This window comes from Saccharophagus degradans 2-40, assembly GCF_000013665.1.
In the GTDB taxonomy this organism is placed as follows: domain Bacteria; phylum Pseudomonadota; class Gammaproteobacteria; order Pseudomonadales; family Cellvibrionaceae; genus Saccharophagus; species Saccharophagus degradans.
Genome location: NC_007912.1, coordinates 2608204 through 2629500 on the forward strand (window position 1 = coordinate 2608204; position 21297 = coordinate 2629500).

1 protein-coding gene (only partly in view) is annotated in these 21297 nt (G+C 44.2%); it reads right to left on the bottom strand.

Annotated elements, in window-relative coordinates; all coding sequences use genetic code 11:
- A protein-coding gene (locus tag SDE_RS10750) for an Ig-like domain-containing protein (RefSeq protein ID WP_011468527.1) crosses the window boundary here: on the bottom strand, positions 1-20571 show its start. Its footprint begins 23259 nt before the window's first position; only the first 20571 of its 43830 coding nucleotides appear in the window; it begins with the start codon at positions 20569-20571; the stop codon falls past the left edge of the window.
- Between the last annotated feature and the right edge of the window lie 726 nt (positions 20572-21297).

Sequence of the window (21297 nt, forward strand, 5' to 3'; positions counted from 1 at the left end):
AACTACTACAAGATCACTGGCAGCTAATTTATTAGCTATGCCGGCATCCACGTTGTCGACTGTATCTACTCGACGTTTTATGCCGTATGTTCCGGAAGCAAGCTCTACTTCAATAACTTGTTTAGCCGTTGGTAATGCTACCCACAAACTATCGCTATAGATTTTGACTTTACCTGGCACTGAGCCAAGTTGCTGTAACGATAAGCTACCTGCTGAGCGCAGCGCTTCATCTACTAGCTGGTACATACTAATGCCATTAGCATGCGAAACCACAACAGTAGAACCTTCAACCGCAATCGAGTTAGCCTCGTGGGTCAAGTTAACCGTTTGCAGTCGTAGCGGGTCCGTTGGCAAAGTAATGTCGAACAGGAATAACTGCTTGCCGCCGAGAACAATTAAAAGGCTGTCGTTAACATATAGGTCTATAAAGCCCTTAGGCGATACGCCGCCTTGTACATCAAAGTGGTATGGGAAGCTCGAACCTGCAAATTCTTTTTCTAAAATTATGGGGTGAACAGGATCAGATATATCTGCCAACACCAAACGAGCGGTTGTGCTCGACAAGTTGGCAGTAATATCACCACTGGTATTAACAACTTCAAATGCTCCGCCGGTTACTGCATAAAGCACCTGGTTTTGCATTGCAATTGCGGCCACGGGGCTAGATTGGTCATTAGCCAAATTAACCGAACCGGTACCCTGACCAGTGTAGAAGTATGCCGTTGGAGAAACAGCCACTTCCGAAGTAAATAAATCAGATGTAGTTGTAACCTCTACTTCACCAAAGCTGCCTGCTGGCGCCCTAACGCGAATGTGATTACTACTATAAACTTTTAAATCGCCAGCTAAAGTGCCGCCGAATAGCACATTACTGTAGTGGCTAAAACCACGACCATAAATATCTACATAATTACCGCCCTGTGGAGGACCAGTTTGCGGATTTATATCGTCGATTTCTATTTGCGGAAGAATACTTAACGCACCGTATAACACGTAAGCCAAACCACTATCTTTGCGCACTATACGCAAAGGCATACTTGCACTTACGCCATCTACGTTCAGGTCAGGCACATTTAGTTTTAGCGTTTCACCATCGACTAATGTCACATCACTCGCATTAATGAGTTCTGTCCCTATGTAGACCTCAAGCTGATCACTTTCTGTACCAAAACGAGCACCGCGTACGATCGCCACTTCAGTACCATTGGCATGGAAGTAATGATTTAACAGCTCGCCGTTTTCTTCTCTTACCACAGAATCTATAAATGGTCTTTCACCAGCTAACATAGTGTAACTAGCAGTAAACGCTTCGTTTAATTGACGTCCATCTAGATTCGTTAAGCTTTCTAATACAGAAAGCGTTATCACACCGTTGTATGTTAATTGATTACTAAACTTAACAAGTAAGCGGCCGCCTTGCAGCGTGTTTTCCGCAACCAATTCATATTGATCGGCAGGTATAGGTTGCCCATCGGCGCCCAGTATTTCGATGTTTTCTGTAACGTGTACAGAATCTGTATTAAATAAGTCATTGAAACCTATAGTTACCGTTTCGCCTTGACCCAAATCGGCATTGGCGAAAGGCTCAACGCTGGAAACAGCAAAGGCACCGCCATTTACAACTTGCATACCGTCTGCAACCGATGTAAATACTTCGCCACTATTTTCTATAATTTCGCTGTGACCGTTTTGCAGCAACTGCCAATAAGATAGTTCGTAGCCACTAGCAGTGCGAGTGTATACAACAACGTCTTGCGCACTGCCGTCTAGATCTTCTGGTGCATTAGCTGCAGATTCAGACTTAAGAATAATTTGGCCATTCTGTACGTGCATAGATACATCTGAAGGCTTACTTACTTTTAAGCGATCAATGGCTATTACTTCGTATTGGGCTGCATTTGGCAAGTCATTAAATATAGCAACAAATACTTGCTGATCGCGTACAAATGCAACATACAGGCTGCCATCGGATAACCACTGCACATCTGCAGGTGTACCAAACAGGCGAAGTGGATCATCGCCCTCTTCGCTGAATTCAATCGAGCCAAACCCTTGTGCTGGAACCAGTTCACCTTGCTCAAGTTCGAAGAAGCGGAGTATTCCTGTATCGAACGGATGCGCGGCAGCAGCCACACCTAACCCGCGAACAAAATCGAAATCCACATCCATTGCTCTGTAACCGGGAATACTCATTCCAGTTAGCAGCAACGGTTGATTTAAATTAGTAACGTCAACCAACTGAACGCCAGCGCTGTCATTTGCTAACAGCAGGCTGTTGCCCACCACCGCAATACCATGGACTGGCGCATCAAGGGCAAGCTGACTTAATCGAACAGGACGCTCCCAAATATTAATATCGAAAATCTCTAAACCGTATTCCAATAGGAAACGATTATAAGCATTGCGAGTAGTCGCACCCTCTTTTAAGCCAATAAACAAAATATCATCGACTAATTGACCCGCACCTATCACATGCGGCGGATAGTTGGGTAAATCTATTTCTATACCTGTCGCTTGAGTGTAAGAAATACTACCCACAAATATTTTATGGTAAGTATCACTGTCGGCACTGCTATGGGCGCTACCATTAGGTATGCGCAAATACAAGTCGTACAGCTCTGGATCGATTACTGCAGGCAAGTTGAATGAAAACTTCTGCAATGTTTTCACATCGTCGCGCAGGTCAATGGTGTACTCGCCAAACACCTCATCAAACTCGCTACGACCTGTATGAATTAAATAATCTGGGTCGCGATGCTTTTTCAACACGGCAATAGTGCCTGGCAAAATCACTTGCCGGGTTGAGTCAATCTCGATGGTTTCACCACCGGTTGTTAGTGCTGAATCTGCGCTAAGTTTAAAATCAGCTTCACTTAGCCCGTCTAGAGAATCGCCAACCAACAGCGCACCGTGCCATGTGGCTCGGAAGCTTCCAGAAACAACAGCAATATTGTGCTGACCAGGCTCAAGCACAATACCCGCCATTTCAAAGGCTTTAGCTGGTATTTCGATTAGTGAATCGCTAATAATTTGCGCAGAATCTACTGGGTAATTATTTACATATACTTCAGTAACGCCATCAAAGCCTGCGCCAGTAATAGCAATTAACGGTTGGTTATTAACCGCAAATAAACCACCATCTACACGATGAATTTGAACATCAATATCGCCTTCTTGTGCAACATTGAATGTTCGTACAGATTTAGCCCATATAGAGCCGCCCCTGCCATTGCGCGCGTCATTAACAGCTAAACGCATTTGCGCGTTAGGCACTCTATCGAACGTTACCGTGTACTCTGTTGCTAAACCTTCTGCTTCATCTACAGGTGCAACAGCTACAGAAACGCTGCTTGCTTCACCAGTAACAGTGTCAACAACTTCTACAAGTACATTACCATCAGCAATAACGGAATCTATTGTTGTAAGTTCGTTGAAGGCAATAGTTAACGAAAGGTTATCGCCAGCCTCTACTAAGCCACCTTCACGTACACCAAAATCTGATACAAATGAGTGGGTAAACTCAAAAGTTTTAAGGCCATCAGACGCACCGGCCACTAATGTACCTTTCTTAACTAAAATACTTTCTACTTTCTCGCTATTACCCGCCGACAATATGCGCGGTGCATCGATATCTGCAATATCAATTACAACAACGCCACGACCAGAGCTTACGAATAAAGTAGAGCCGAAAACATCTAACTTAGTCGCAGTTGCCGCAACAGCTTGCAACCCATCAAAGTTGATTTTTAAGTGCTGTTCTAGATTATGTAGAGGCACTATCTCGATGCCCTCGGCACCAAGTGCAGCAATTAAATGATTACCGTATACAGCAACATCCATTACTCCAGCACTAAACACGACGTCGTACGTAACGTTCTTATCAACAAGGTTAATTACATTTACAGTATTGTTACTAACTGCCAATGGCCCAGCAGTAAATGGCGGTGTAGTACCACATGCACCAGGTACCCAACCAACAGATTTACGCGCACCGCCAGAAAACACCCAATCATCGTACTTATGAATAAATATAGGTGACTGGCCACTAGGCAGTTCGCCAACATAGATAGGGTCGAATGGAGCAATATAGTTATGCAGTTCTATATTACCGCTGTACTCGCCTCCAATTGCATGTACACAAATAGGGTCAGGTTGACTTGGAGTTTTACCGTTAGGCGACACGCTACCAGCAAGTACCGAGTAACCAGCTTTTTCGATGGCCACAATATGTTTACTTGGCGCGTCGTAGCTTTCCTCACCGTTGCCAGCAGGCTGCTCGCTAATAAACTGCATACCCGCTTCTTCGTCGAGATTTAAGCGAGCAATACCGCCATTACCAGACGCAACATATAAACGATTTCGCCACACATTTTCTTCTAGCTCACGCGATTGATATATATCGAGTGAATCTAAACCAAATGCATAATCGCCAATTGTGTTAGAACCCGTTACAGAATATGAATCTAGCGCGTAAGCACCACCTACCATTAACGGCTGCAGTGGGTTCTCAACGTCAAAACTCGCTACGCGATAGTTATCGGGTACCGCTGCTACGCCGTTAAATACAACTAAGTCCTTACCTGTTGGGTCTAGCGTCGTTTGTAAACGACCCGTAGTAGCAATAACAGCGCCGCTATCGGCTTCAAGCAACTCATTGATATTTACGCGTGAAGGGCTAATAGCCGCAAGCTGCTTTAAGCCGTAACCGAAGGTTTCTTCGTTATCTACAACACTTGTGCGACCGTGACGGTCTGTAGCTACCAGCGTGTGCTTACCTGGTGAACCAGGAGGCGTTAACGCGGTCATCTCAGTAGTTGAGTACACATCCAAACCAACTAGCGGCAGCGAGCCCAAACGTAGTTTGATGGTTTCAGAAATAGAGGTACCAGGCTCAAAACCGTTACCTGTAATTGTGATGCGACTACCACCGCTAATTGGGCCCCACAGAGGTGAAATACTCTGTATTTCTATTGGTGCATCTACCGCCACTGCGCCTCTTAACGTATCGCTAACCCAAAGCGAGTTGTGTTTAACCTCTACGCGTAGGTCATACAAACCGGCGTTAGCGATAGCAGGAACAACCACTTCTGCAATAGTTACTTCGCCATCATCACCGCTAACTTGTATACCAGTTAAATTTAGCTCGAGTGCCCCTAGGAAGAATCGAATATCAGTTAGATTTTCTGAAGCATTACGCACAGAAACCGTTACAGTTTTAGCTGTATTCACAGGTACGCGACGCGGAACAACGCTATCGATTTCTGGCATTTCTGCGCGTTCACCGCGGTAGGTAAACTGTTTGGTTACTGGCTTTTTCAGTTCGTAAAGCACCAAATAATCGTTGCCGTTACCCGGTTTAACTGCGGCTACACCTGCTTGAATATTTACGTCAAGTAGGTCACCAACTGTTAGTTGGTCAACTTCACTTTGAGCAAGTTTTATAATTGCATCGTTATTAATTATCTGTGTTGATATCGACAGGTCGCGACCTGCGCTATCCGACACACTAAATAAACCTAGGTTTGCGCTATGCAAATCAATAGCTTTATTGAACCTAACAATAAATTTAGCAAAACCGTCTAAACCTATATCAAGCAGGCCGTTTACTGGGTCGATGTGATGAATTTTTAATACTGCGTCAGGCAACACAGTAATTATGCTGCTAAATTCATCGTAACCTAAGCCATAAGCGGCGTAAGCACCGGCTACAACAGTAGAAATAAACCCAGTTTCTAGATTATCAAAGCCTTCGCGTACTGCAGGCGCATAAGGGTTGGTTACATCAATTGCTTTAACGCCATTTTCGCCAAGTGCGGCATAAATGAAGCCACCACTCAAACCTATGTCGTATACAAAACCAATATTGGCCACTCGGCTTAATATTGCAGGCTTTGCTGGGTTGCTAATATCAACCACTACTAGACCACTGCTGCCCGCTGCGAGGTAGGCAACATTTCCATCCACAACAACTTTAGAGGCAGGTACATCTAAACTAGCTAAAACTTGGAAGCCATTTTCTGGGCCGTTTGTAGCGATATAAAATCCACCTGCACCAACAGTTTCTTCAGATATTAACTTGTTATCACCGTAGTGGAATGCGCCCCCAACAAGCGCATACAAAGAATCTTTTATAGACTCGTTATTAAACGCTGCAACATCTAACACTGCACCCTGCTGTGGCATTGGGTACGCATCGAAAGTATATTGCTTATCTTGCAAATAGGAGTCGACGATTACCAAACCGCCTTTATCGCCGCCAACAAGTACGCGATTATTCTCTATTTCAATGTGGCGAGCAGCGTTCACTGGCAACACAAGCTCTTCGATAATAGTAGATTGGCTAATATCTATAGCATCAAACGATAAAGTAAATAGCTTAGGATCAGCCGCCTGCTCTCCCATTACTCTTGCGCCGAGCACAAACACTCGATCGAAACCGCGCTCAAAATAAGTAGCAACAGACAGCGCAGAATACCCACCAGGTAGGCGAATATTGGCAACAAGCCGATCGTCTTGCTCATCCCCATCCTGATCGATTAACTCTAATAAATCTTCAGGGTTAAGTGGGTTTTCCTCGTTCGCGGTATAAGTGGATGCATCGGTATTTACAATCACCACACCATCTGTACCCGCAGCCACCACTAAGAAAGTGCCGCTAGGGTCGCGAACCGCGTCGTAGTATGTGGATTTAGATTTTTCGCCAGCGCGGATAAGCGATTGCATTGGCTGCAAATATTCGAACGCATTGCTAAGCACGCCCTGTTGCTTACCAATAACCTCTACCGTCACGTCTACAGAACCAATACGCCCGCCAGGCACAGTGACCTGTAACGTTTCAGAATCGATTACTTTAATGCTATCGGTTGCGGCGAAATAAGGGCCGAAGCGCACAGACATTTCATTGCTGCCACTGCGGAACCCCTGCCCTTTTATAGTTACTATTGTTCCACCTTCTAAACTACCGGCGCTTGGTGAAATACTGTTCAGCAGCAGCGGTTCTACGTAATATAGCGCCCCCACAACTTCTACGGTATCGCCATCATTACGCACAACCCTTAAGCTGGCAGGCCCTGGTGAATTACCCGGCACTTGAACTGAGTAGGTTTCAGAGCCATCGTCATTTGGTGTGCTACTTATTACGCTAGCTGCTTGGCCAGACACCATAAAGCTAGGCGCATTACCACCGTTGTTTAACACTACATTAACTAGGCCACCATCAACGTCTGAAACACTTGGCTCTAACGATATAAATTCAAGCTCGGGGCCTGTAGCAGAACCGGTAACAAAATCTAAAGCGTAATCAAACAAACCTTGTGTGCGACGACTAGAAGCTACGCCGGTTAAATTCACGATGTAACGTTGATTTGATTCGAGCGAATCTTCTGGAGTAACAACAACTGTACGTCGATCATCACCTTCAAAAGAAAGTGTGAACGCAACACTTTCTAAATCTGCAGTGCCGTTATCCTTATGCAAGTTAATATACGACAACAGTTCATCTTCGGAATAGCCGATGGGTTGAGTAAAGTTCAACACAATAGGTTTATCTAGATGTACGCCGCTGGCACCTTTTGCAGGTGAGGTCGAAGCTAGATCTAACACCAACAGGTCAACAAAGTTTAACGAGCTTCTAAAACTTTGTGCACTGCCATCCATCCAACGGTTAACCGCAAATAATGCCAAACCATCGTCGGTCATTACTACAGTTTCGCGACCATCTTCAACAACACCAGCATCTGCTGCAGATCGCGTAATATCAACGACAAGCGCATCGAGCAAATTAATGTTTTTGCGATCACTTACGTCATAAGCACCCAAGTAAAAACGACTAAGTGCACCACTTCCAGAATTAAAGAACGATACTTTTTCGCCACCTAATGAGTAGCCAATATTCGGGCTCTTATTGTTATCGCCTTTCAGCGGCTCGCGACTTAAAAATACGCTTGAGCTTACCAAACTATTTGCGGATGTAACGGTGCCAGGTATAGAAAAACCAAAGCCGTTATAGCTGCCGTCTGCACGTAAATATTGCGGATAAGTACTGTCTACCAGCTGTAAATTTCCACCTGTAGTAAAGGCTTTTTCATTTACTAAGGGCGCACTTATATTAACAAAGTTACTCGCACCCAGTTGCGGTAGTGAGGGTTTGGTAATATCAAATACAAAGCGGTATTTAGTGCTAGGGCTTGCTGTAAGCCCAGCAACCACATGCAATTGTTTACCAACAAGTTCGATATCCCACACAAATAACGCTTTTGCTTTACCAGCTACTGTACCTTGCGTTAAGCGCGTTACAACCGATGGTTTAACTGGGTCCGCTATATTTACAACAACAACCCCATCGCTACCGGCAGCAATAAAGACCAGTTTATCTTTAATTATCGCTTTAGTTGGTGTGTGCTCTATAGGTAGAGGTAACGAGTATAAAATATCCCGTGTTTTACCTTCTTCAGGTATATCTACCTCGTCGCGCAATTCACGATCGTATACAAGTAGTACGTTTGTATCTTCGTATGGCGTATTGATACGATCTAGCTGGTACCCAGTTGCCGTAACGTAGAGATACTCTTTATCTAAAGCGATATCCGTAGCTACAAGGTCTTGTGGTAAATCGTAGTAACCAAAACCGTGACGCGGAGCCGCTTCAGTTAAGTCGGTACGATCGTATTTAACTAAGCTTATCCAACTAGGTGCGTAGTAGGTGTAAAACGCATCTTTGCTAGACACTTTATCTAGCCACATACCTTTGTCTGTTAAGCCCTTCTTATATTGAACACCGCGACCAAGCACATACACCCAGTTCAAATCGGTATCTACCGCTAAATCTACAATTTCACCTGGCGGCAAGCGATCTAGGCTCTTCACGTTCGAGCTAGGTGGCTCTAGGTACTCGTCTACTTTCTTGGGTGTAATTAAATCCGCAGTTTCAATACTACGATTTATTACCAATCGGCCATAGAACAAAGCATTTTGTAGTAAGAAGCTGCGCCCTAAATCATCGCTAATTTGTACATCTACAAACCCGCGATAGGGTTGACCGGCACCATCACTAAAGTCTGGCACTACCCACGTCATTTTTTCTGCACTGTAAAGCGACAAGCTATCGCCATTTACTTTAGAAACAATTGCAGAACTAGGCACACCGCTTTTATAAGCGGTAAGTTTAACCCCGGGGTGGAAGCCAAAACCGACCACAGAAACTTCGTCGCCCTCACCTGCCTGTACTACGCGAACAACAGCGGGGTCGATAAAACTAATTTCGAGAATATCCACATAGGTATAACCACCTATTACGGTATCGCTCAGATTCTGCTTATTGGTAACTTTTACAGCGGCTGGGCCTGCATAATTAGGCGCGGTTTTAGCAAAGATAGTACCGTACGGGTCATCAATTGTTGCAGGGGTGTACGATTGCACAACTAGCGCTTGCCCACCGATTTCCAAAGTTGGCTTATCAGAGAAATTCAAGCCTCGTACGGCAATCTCGGTGCCGCCATTAATGGAGCCGGCCGCTCTACAACCACTTTCGCCATTCTGAATAGACACCAAAGTACAAATAGATGTTATTTGTGGTGCAGCGCCATCGTTGGCCGCAGTAACGAAACTAAATTCGTAATCTGTGCCTAACGGATAACCAGTGAGTGCAGGTAAACCCGCTTTTACACGTACATAGTAACGTTGGTTAGCGTAAAACTGATTATTATCGAAGTGCTCTAACTTAATAATGCGACGATGATCTTCGTATGCATTTGCGGTTGAATTGAAGCGCTGCTCAAAGCCAAGAGAGAATTGATCTGTAATATCAACACCGCCAAGTGCTGGGTTACCTTCAAACACCTGAATATATTGAGCGAGATCAATGCTCTGACCAAGTACTGCCGAAAGCTCGATAATAATATTATGCGTTGCTGTACTTACATCAAACTGCTCATAGTAAGGCGAGTGCTCAAGTACAGTAAGTTCTGGCAATTCTAGGCGGTTAACACCCTGCTTACCCGAAGCAATTTGAATAGCACCACGCGCCAAGGCAATATCCATTGGTGCAATGTCGTTACCAACAACTGCCCTGTTCACCATAACGGGGACACTAGGATCGACCGCGCGCTGGGATAGTTTATTTAAATCAACAATTTCAACAACAGACTGCGCAGGTATGTCTTCTTGATCGGAATACAAAACGCTGGAATAAATAAGATTACCCAGTACTTTTACGTCGTAAACACCGTCAGACACTAGATCTTTACGTGCGGGTTGTAGTTCAACAACACTTTGCATTTTAGGTTGGAAAGGATCACTAATATCAACTACGTTAACCGCAGAAGTAAAACCCTCGCCTGCCATATCTGTTACGAATAAACGGTTACCAACTATTTCAATGCGGTTGGCTATACCCAAAGTGTCTATTTTGGCAATAATAGGCATTGACGGGTCGGCAACATCTGCAACTACAACACCTTCGTGAGACGCTGCGATATATGCGTAACGGCCTGCTATTTTAACGTCGCGAGTAAATCCGTTGGGCTTGATATAACCCACATGGTAAGGCGCACCCAAATCACTTATATCTATTACCTGTACACCACCGTTACCGTTGGCTACAAACGCAATATTATCTTTGGTATCTATACCATAAACATCGCTGTACGGCAGATCGATACGACCCGCTAAAATATAAGGCAAGCCAAAGTTATTATCGGCATTGACAGTATTAAACACTAGCAACTCACCACCCAAGTTAGAGTAGTAAAGCTCTCCGCTACCTTCTGCGCCAGTATCTCCGCCCAGCCAATCTGCTTTTACTTCGGTTTCAAGTTTAGAAACAAAAGCGCCGCCATTTGCTGCTTCACCAAACACTTGTTCGAGTACAGCTTCTATTTCATCGTCGGTTAAACCATTACTTTCTAGTAGTGATTTAGCTAACTCATCGTCGGGTATAAACTCGGCAGGCTCAAAGCCCATTTTGCCTGCAACAATGATATTTTGCTCCGCTTTAACAGAGGAGATGGTACCGGCAAATACTTCAGCAGCTGGGTTTAATAGGGATGAGTAAACATGAACATTACCGTTGCCCTCGCTAAACGCTTCATCGGCCGCATCCATTAGGTACAAGCCGGTGCGCGGTATATTCGCGCCTTGTTTATCAAACTCTTTAAGGTTTAACCCTTGCTCAAACATCAACGGAGTTTGAGAAGCCCAAGCCACAACCATGCCGCCGGTACGCTCTAACGAGTGATACTGATCGACAGCCGTATAGTAAATATCTTTACCAGCATTTATGTCTGAGCTGTTTGGTTGAATGTAACGGCGCTCGGCAATTGGCAAACCAACTTCGTATACCGTTTCCTCTGTAACAACATGGTCAGGCGTTTTTACTTCGGTAACAACTTTAACCCTTTCATTGCGCGCATCAGTGCGCTTAAGAATATTGCCGTTAGTAAAATCTGCCCAATAAACGTAGTAATAGTTTTCGGGGTCGCTCGAAGGCAAACCCGCACCTGCCGATTGGGTATCGTCACGGAACAATTCTATTTCGCTTTCCTCAAGCGCGACCCAAGCACCACTCTCTACTTGGTATTGGCGAACCCAATACTGTTTGACATGCTCAATGGATAAGCCTAAGTCACGAACAGACACAGCCGTACGCAAAGTTTCGGCTGTTGTAATAATTTCGTTATCAAATGGGTACAGAACATTCAATTCAGGCTCAACAGTATCTTTAATAGAGCCAACCATAATTGTTTGCGACTGCCCAACTTGCCCTAACTTATCGTAGGCAATTGCATAAATGTAGTAACCATCTACGCCTGGGGGAGTTTCTAATGAAGTTGTATAAATATGATTCTGAGCAACAGACCCGTTGCGCTCGCCCATGCTGTCGTAAACAGTAGCCACAGGCTTATCGTTTACATAAAAGACGACACGATCGATACCATCTGCACCGAGATCATCGAAGGCCTCTACCCACACTTCAATATTTTCACCGTTAATAACAACCGTATTTTTGTTATCTGGTTTAACTATTTTTGCTGTTGGCGGTTTATCGGCAGTTAAAGTAAGCGATTTTAGCACCGGCGAAATACCCGATGCATAGCCATCAACATCGACGGCTTCGGCTTTAAAGCGCAACACTTCACCAACTCGTCCGGTTGGAGTGGTTAAATGGAACTGGAACGGCAGAGCAACGTCTTCGCCAACCACATGGTAAGCACCTTCTACCCCGCCTACGCTTAGAGACTGGTATAACGTAACGCTATCTACACCAGCCTCTGGGTCTGAAGCGAGCACCGAAATGACAATACCGCGACCTTCCGTTACTTCAGTAATGTCACCTAGGTTGTAGCCTCTAGCGTCGAGGGTCTTCATCGAGTTCACGCTAGGTTTTTGGTTGCGCTTAAGCACCATTGCGCGCTCTACAACGCTGTTGTTGCCGGCACCATCAAGAGCAGTAATTTTGAAAGTCATTAATAACTGGTCGGGTACGGGCAACCCAGCTGGCACGTAGTCTTCAATTTTACCTACAGACATTACACCGTAATAAGGCGCGCCTAGTAATAGCTGACTACCCACCGACTTTTTAGAAACGTCATTGTTTTCATCGGTAATATGCGCAAGCAGCTCCAAGCGAACAGAACGCACTTCAACATTATCGGTAACATCTAAGTTGTAAGTGAAAGGACGCCCTTCCGTTATTGCGCTATCCGCAACTGGGTTAAATACTTTAATTACAGGCGCGGTCGCATCTTTCATAACTTTAACGTTAATTGGCGTTGGGGTTTCTGCTGTACGCGCAACACCATTTTTTCTTATCTCGGTTGCGTAAGCGGTGAACTTAAGGTTGCTACCCGCTTCACCATATGGAATATGTACAACAAAATCATAGGGGTAAACCAAATCTGTTACTGTTTTAGTCCCTGCTTTTAAACCATCAATATTAAGTACAACTTGCTGAATACCAACATCATCAGTTGCGTTCACCTGCACCAACAAATACCGGCCTTCGGTAACCTCAGAGTTATTCTCGGGCACACCTATGGCAACCAATGGCCCTTGGTCTGGCTTAATCTGTACTTGTACGGTTTCTTCTGCTCTGTGGGCATCTACATCTTGGTAATTAACGCCATAGCTATCAACGGCTTCTACAGAAATTGTGATTAAATTATTCGCCGCATTATTGGCATCATAAGCAGGCACTGGCACGCTGTAATTATAAGGAGGTGCCTTTAAGCGCATTTGATATGCAGGTTGGCCGTTACCATAAGTAGCCACCAAATTTACGTAAGCTATAGCCACGTCATCAAATGCATTAACATTTACATACAATGGCGTATTTTCTACAACAGTAGCGTTATTTAATGGCTCTACTATATCTAAAACGGGTCGTTCGTCTGGCCGCGTAGTGACGCTGTTTGTCAAAGAAACTTCATTATTGGTATCGCGTACCACTACAGTAATAAGCGTATCAAAACGAGCAACATCGGCATAATTTACCGACAAGGTAGCCGCAATATCGCGCAACTTGGGTGTATTAACCAGCTGCGAGTATTGTGGCGTATCAATATTATTTGTAGTGATCGGTCGATCATCTATACGAGGAATATCATCGATAGTTCGCAGTAAATCTGGGGTAGATTTTATGTACTCACCAGAATTTAACAGCACACCATAACCACGATACAGCTCTAGCTGATTAACCAGCACGTTATCTGCACCGCGATAGGTGAAAGTAAAATCTGTGCCTTCTATAGCGCCATCAGGCAAAGCCAGTTCGCTAACAATTGGGGCTATATCATCGGGCAAAACGTTTAGCGTTACACGGCTAAATGCAACCGCACCGTCAGAGTCGGTAACGTAAGCTTCTAGCTCTATTTCTGTTACATTAGAAGATAACCCTGCCGGTAAATCCACGGCATAGTTACGGCTTAACGCATAGGGGCTTGATGGACGACCGTACTCTTTAGCAATTTCAACACCGTAATTGCGTTCGAATTCGTCGTATATTTCTGCAAATTTCTGCTCTACAGATAAATCATAATCGTCTACATCTAAATCTGTAGCCTCAATGGGGCGTGGAGCATTTAGCAGTAGACCATTCGCGTACATCTGAATATTACTTCCAGATAAGAAACGATCATCGGCTAAAACAATACCAACCTGTAAATTGAAACTGCCAGACGCTACTTCTTGGTTCTGCGCTGGGCTTACAAACCGAAGTGCTGGTGCAACGTTGGCTATTGGATGCACAAGGAATGTGCGAGTTGTAATTTGGCCAAGAGAGTCAATAAGTTTAAATTGATACTCCGTCGGCTCCGCTCTATCAAACTCTACTGCTATTTTTCGCTGAACAGATTTAACAGGATACTCAGGGCAGCTATTGCCCATAGACTCTTCAAAAATAGTTTCTGCTACAGATCCGTCATAATTTAAACGCGATAACTCAATATGGCTAAGGCTAGCATCATCAGAGAACAGCCCCTCTACATCGAAAGTTTCACCTTGACGTACCCAAAACTCGCCGTAATTTAGCCGTGCAGCTTCACGAATAGATTTTAGTGGCTTGCCGTTAACTTTATAGCTTTCAAACGCTACAAACTTAAACTCAGGCTTTTCGTTTATGCCTACAGGGTAAGTAACATTAAATTCTGTTTCATTGCCACTTTTGTCTACCCCCAATACCGTAAGAGTATATTCATCAAACGTGTAGTTATTGGGTATACGAATTGGGAACTCAAACTGAGAGCTCTTCCAACCAGGGAAATATTCCACCAACGGTAGGTTGTAGTTCTGCTTAATTTTGATTGCATCTAAGTATTCAGAACCGCTCAAATACAATTTGAAAGGAATGGCTTCACCTGCAACAAACTCGCTACCCTGCTCTGGGCTACGCAGTGATAAATCAGGCACTAACTCATCTTGTTTTAACACCCAACTTTTTACCGGTGCTAAATTTTGGTCTTGAGCTCTGAATAGCTCATAACGATCTGTACCCAATGAATATAACGCAACACTTTCTAGCCATTCATTACGAGGTACCCATAGGCCCTGAGTCTTAGATGTAGAAACGGAAGAAACAACGGAAGGTTGCAATGGCTGCACCACTGCCAAGCCCGATGCAGAGTTGCGATCTAGAATATGAAGCGTATAAATAAACTCGGTAGATATACCTTTCAAGCGCGCCAATTTAACATCTAACTGCTTAACCGGCAGCGCTACACCATTTAGCGCAAAAACCTTAATTGAAATTTCAGAAATGGTTTTATCGCTAGCATAGTTTGTTAAATCTAGCTCACCCGCCGATTGCACTTGCTGAGTAGTTACACCTAGCCCACACTCATCTTGACTGTAAACAGTAATTTCAAATAAGAATTCCGCTACATCTTCGTGCTTGAAGTTAACAATGTAATCAAGAGGCCCAGCTTTTGATAAAAGGTTTAGTTTAGATTCAGCTGCCTTGAGCGCAAAGCTACCTGCAGTAAGTTGAAAGCTACTGCCTGAATAGTCTGGGTAGGCGGCACTTACCACCTGCAGAGTATGAGTATTATTTTGAAGAATGGTGGGTTCTATAGCGTTAGCGTATAAATCTGCTAAAGAGGTACTCAGGGGGTAATCAATTAAGTTGTCATCTGCAAACGCATAAACCGCAGATGTGAAAGCTCTTGGCGAGGTTCCATCTTCTCCTTTTAAGCTAGATAACATACCAACCCATCGTACTGGGTTATTCGGCGTTACATAGTCATCTGCTATATCCAGCGTTATCTTGGTATAAGCGCCGCTGTACAAATCTGTAAGTGCTTGTACAGATACGCTAGGCCGCGAATCGGGCAAAATAGAAGAGAGCTGGCTCTTGGTAGAGACATTACCAGCGGTATCAGTGGCTTCAACGATAAACGATAACGGCACATTACCGTTGGCGAATGACGTGTACTCAGAAATATCGATCGAAATTTCTGTATCACCACTCTTAGGAACAGCGATATTATTGTTACCTTGTAAACCTTCATAAGAGCGCAATAATTCACGCTCCTTCCCGCTTGCTTCCACATATACCTTAACCGATGCAAGGCTAACATTGTCTTTAACGTTAGCTTTAAAAATTACATCTTGAAGCACATAAAGGTTTTTTGCAGGTGACGAAATATCAATAACTGGCGGCTCTTCGTCTAGGGCTACAGTAAAATCGACACTTAAAGAGTTTCCTACATTAATTCCTCTATCGAGTGCACGAACGCTTAATTTAAACGTCTCGCCCGCTCTAGCAGTAAAGCTGTCTGGTAAGGTTATGCGCCCTTGAAAATCTGTTTTCATGCGAGTGGACGCAACTATCCCACCGAACGTACCCGGGTTTGGAATAGTTATATTCTCTACTTGATCTTTTCTACCAAAGGCTAACCACTCGAGTGGAGTCTCTACGCCATTTGCATCCGTCAATACAGCCTGAATAGAGTCGATATAAATATTGTCGTTGGCAGCACCTGCAACTTTAAATGATTCACCAGGCAACACCGTTATTGCCGTTGAAGGCTCAACCATACTGACATAAGGCGCTTCATCATCATCAATAATATCAATTTGGAAAAGCGCTTCTGTTATTTGCGACGCTGAATCTGTAGCGCGCACACCAAGCTCCATCACCTCACCATCGTTGCGATGCGGAACACGAAGACTCTTGGAGTAGTACTCTGAAGCACCCTTTGCAGAATTAACGTTAACCGAGAATTCCTCTAACGATTCACCCGTAGTTGCATTGCGCACAAAAAATACGATAGACCGAACTTCGCGATCATCATCAACCAATACATTCGCAGTAAATTGTTCGCCTTCATACAACCTAGCGCCAGCAGCAGGCGTTCGTATAGATATTGATGGAGGGGCATCGTTACGTACTTTAAATGTCCAAGTGTCTTGCGTTGTATTTTGGTGAATATCTGTAACTTCTACACTTAAATCTAAGCTATCGCCAGAGCCTATCGCCGTGCTGAAAGAACCGGAATATACCTTTTCGTTGGCACTAAACGTTTTAGAATGCACAACAGTCGCACCATTGCGAACAACAATAGATTGCAAACCGGCATTATCTGAAAGGCCATATTCAAAGGACTGACTTAACCCAGTATACAAAGGTGAGCCTTCAACAGGGCTTGCCAATGCTAGAGCAGGTTTTTGAGCATCCTTTAAAATTCTTAGGTGTGGCCTTAGGTCTGTACCATCAGATAAAAGTACATCGGACAAAGTCCCATTACCGTCCTCTACCTGCAGTTCAATTCGAACAACTTGATTTTCATTAGCAAGCCCAAACTCGCTTAATGGAACAGTAAAAGCATGCACTAAAATATCCGCCGGAGTTATACCATCGGCAGCGCGCACGGTTTTTTCATAGAATGGCGTAGCATCCGCGCCCAAGTAAAGCGCCAACCTAACTGCATGCACCGAAAGGTCATCTGTAGCTAGCGTTTCTATAACGGCAACGTCATTTACGTAATACCCTGCTTTATCTGCCTTCGCCCTTACAGCAACTGGCTTATCATCGGCGAAAACGCCAACAACAACTTCAACAGTAGACACATTACCGGCTAAATCTCGCGCCTCTACCTTGATAGGGTAACTATCGAACGGAACACCGACATCATTTTTAAATTGCGGTGCCTCTAACAATTTAAGCGCAGAAAAAGCATTTACATTGCCAGGTACAGGCTGTGGAGCAAACTGCTCGCCAGTCAAAACATCGTCAAAATTGCCAGTCAGCTCATAAGGCATACCAGCTTCTTTTCTAACTCCGTAAAGCGTTAAGCTTTGAACTTCTACGTTGTCGTAACCTGTTACCTTTAGTACAAACTTGCTGCCTTCAACCACTTCAGAAACATCTACACCTGCATGTTTGGCAGTAACAGCTGGTGACGAAATATTAACAACAGGCGGCGTTTCATCCTTACCTAGTGTTGCATTAACGGTGTTACTCGTAGCTACCTTACCGGCGGAGTCTGTAACAACAGCATAAATGGCAAGTGGCTGCTCAGTTTGGATGTTTTCTGGCGTAGTAAACACAAAACTAAAAGGTGCGGCAGCATCAGAGCCAACGAGCTTACTGTTTACAAAAAAGTCGACTCGTTTAATACCCAAATCATCGCTAGCGTTTGCTCGAAGCTCTACTGGCAAACCAGAAACAATATGCTGCCCTTCGATAGGGTGTGAAAGCGCAATAGTAGGTGCCTGATCGCCTTTAATCGGCAGTAATAGTGGTTCGGATTCGCTTATCTCTTGATGAAAATCTTCTATGCGCCCTACTATTTTCAAAGTTTGGCCAATCATTGCTTCGGTTATAGCAAACTCGAAAACTTCTACATGACTGTCGTAACCGTACTCTTGAACCGTGAACGCAGAAAAATCGGCGCTGGGCTTAATATATTTTTTAGTATCTACAACTTCATCGTTAACCAATAACTGGTAACGGGTACCCAAGCCTAATGTATCATCAGCACCCTGCAGCGACACGCGTACTTTTTGGCCAGCGGTTGCAATTGCTCCTGTTAAAGGCTGAATAATTTTGGCCTTTGGTGAATCGTTATTTTTAATACGAATTATTTTGCCACCAGCGTCTTTGTGCTGATTACCTACAAAAACCCTTGCCTCCAATGCTAGGCTTGTTTCGTTGGTGCTGATTTCAGGTGCAGTAATTTGATACTGCCAAAGCTCGTAAAACTCTTCACTTGTTTTATCTTGCTCTATCGCAGCGTAATAAGTTTGGCCAAGCTTACGGCCGTCGGCAAAAAACTCCACATAAGTAATGGCAGATTTTTCTGGTGGCACAGCCTTACCCAAATTAATTGCAACACGCGCATTAAACGGCGTGCCCTCAATAATACGCTGGCCGTCATAGGGTAAAGAAAACTCGAAATCGGGGAAGGTAACTTTTTGCTCGGCAGTTACTTCGACAACCTTTATAGGTGTAGTTGTTTTTTTGCCAGCGGTATCTATTGCTACTGCATACACAGAAAGCTTTTTACCTACCATTGTTTCTGCAATGGGTAGGCTAATGGAATATGGCCTTGTTTCTTTACGCGCAACTAAGCCGTCGTCAACCCAAAACTCTACAGACGAAATACCCACGTCATCGCGAGCGTTGGCAACCATTTCAAACACACTGTTAACAGCTACTGCTCTAGGCAAGCTGCCGTTAGACGAGACAAGTTCGATCTCTGGTAGCCCGTCCTCTGCTGCCACCATGAAATTTACACTAATATCAGAAAACAGATCCAACCCTAGTGACACACTTACAGGGGAAGTACTATCAATAGCGGATTTAGCACGTATTTGTGGAACAGAGCTATCCAAATCCAATAATGCTGAAGCACTTTCCGCCATTGACAGCACAGGCTTTACGGACCGGTTTAAAGCAGATTTAGAACCATCATCAAAAACAGCACTTATTGCCGGCAAGGGGTGAAAGGAGTTTAAAGAAGGCAAAACAAGTGGCTGATTGCCGCTAAGCCCTTCAAGCTCTAAGCCAATCAATTGTTTCGAAAAATCTAGCGATACGGGGATAGATATATCCGGTAAATCCGCATAGCTTAACGTAATAAAAAGCTCTTCTGAGCTTTCTGCTAAAGGATAAACAACCCCAGATGGAGTGACATGCAATAAGGAATCGTCGGAAGAGGAGTAACTCACCCCTGCGCCAGCCCCCACAAGAGGCACCTCGCCTCTAAATTCATAATTTACCAAGGGTATAAGCTGGGCAGAATCTAGAACGTTAGTAAACTGAAGCCGCTGCTGAGATAACCTCCAACTTAAAATCCCTTCATTTAAGTTATCGCCAAGGGTGGTAAGTTCAGAGAAGTTAGCTTGTCTACCCCGAGAATCCGCGACTGCAGCCTCAACAAGAACGAGCACATCGCGGGTAATTTCTTCATAAGACAAACTGTTTGGTAGCGCCTGTACAAAATGCAACAACTGTTGGTCATAGGTTGCAGGAAATACTCGACGCCCTTCAACTTGTAAAAACGCGTCTTCCTTTGCCTTATGGACCAAACCACCATTAGCTCGAAGATTAGACGCACGCAACCCCGTTACAGAAAATACAACATGTGAAACATCAACATCATCTGCAACGCGCGCAGTGGCAACTAAATATTGTGTATTCTGGCTGCCATTAACGCCAATAATAGTAGAAATATCGCTAGTAATTTGTACAGATTCAAACTGAATAGTGGGTACGGCGCTATCGCCGGAAAAGTCTTCGCTATAAAACTGGGTGGGTTCATTTAACAGGTTAACTTCAGCAGCTGGGTTATACGCATTCCCTTCTGCTAAAGCGAGCGATACATTTATGCTACAACCGCCAGAACCATCTGCCTTTGGCGTGGCATCGCTTAAATCGTAGGCCTCTAGGGCGCCAGCAGCACCAATCTTTATGCTGGTTACAGCGCGGCAATCGGATATTGCCAGAGTGTAGTGAAACTCTTCCTCCGTTTCGTACAAAGAAGTCGTTGCCCTAAAATCTAAATTAACCGCGGCACTAACAGTAGCCGAGAATAAAAAAGCAACTAACGAAGCCGACAAACCAAAAAAGCGTTTCATAACACCCCTAATATCGACCAAGTAATCACTATTGGCGTATCCAATAGGTACTTAGTCGAGTCCTTCCCCAAAACGAGGGCCTTTACCAAAAATAAAGGCAAGAAATTTTTAAATTTTTGTAAGCCGAGAGGAACTCTCAAGCAAAAGCCTACTCTTAGCACTGCCTACCAAAGACAATCACCAGAAAGTAAAGCGAAGAAATATGACAACAGTAGCTACATTTGAGCGATTGCTGAACATTCAGCAAAAAAACAAATACTGCGCACCAAAATATTGCTACTAAAGTATGGATAATTCACTAAGAAGCAAGGGCAAATAAAACGCCAAAAATTTTGGAATTAGAAGGCTACAGAAAGACAATTTTCAAGTCAATCTGAGTGATTAGCGGCCATTATTTTCACCTGTAAAAAAATATAACGCTCTTAGCACCCAGCAGAGTGCAGCCTACAAATCCGACAAAAGTTCAAACGTTATTTTTCTATCAATCCGTTAAAGATGTCACATAAATACATCTTATAACGCCCAAGTAAGCAATATCCCACAATTGGCGAATAAAAAACCAACTACAGATGTAAATTATTCCGACATCAACTTTTTTAAGTTTTTAACAGCTTTTCACCGAATGGCAATGTGGCTATTTCCACTGCGATCGACATAAACAGCGAACTCTCCCCAGCTAAACCACAGTTACGCCTAACCAGCCCCCCCCCAACCAAACCCAACTAC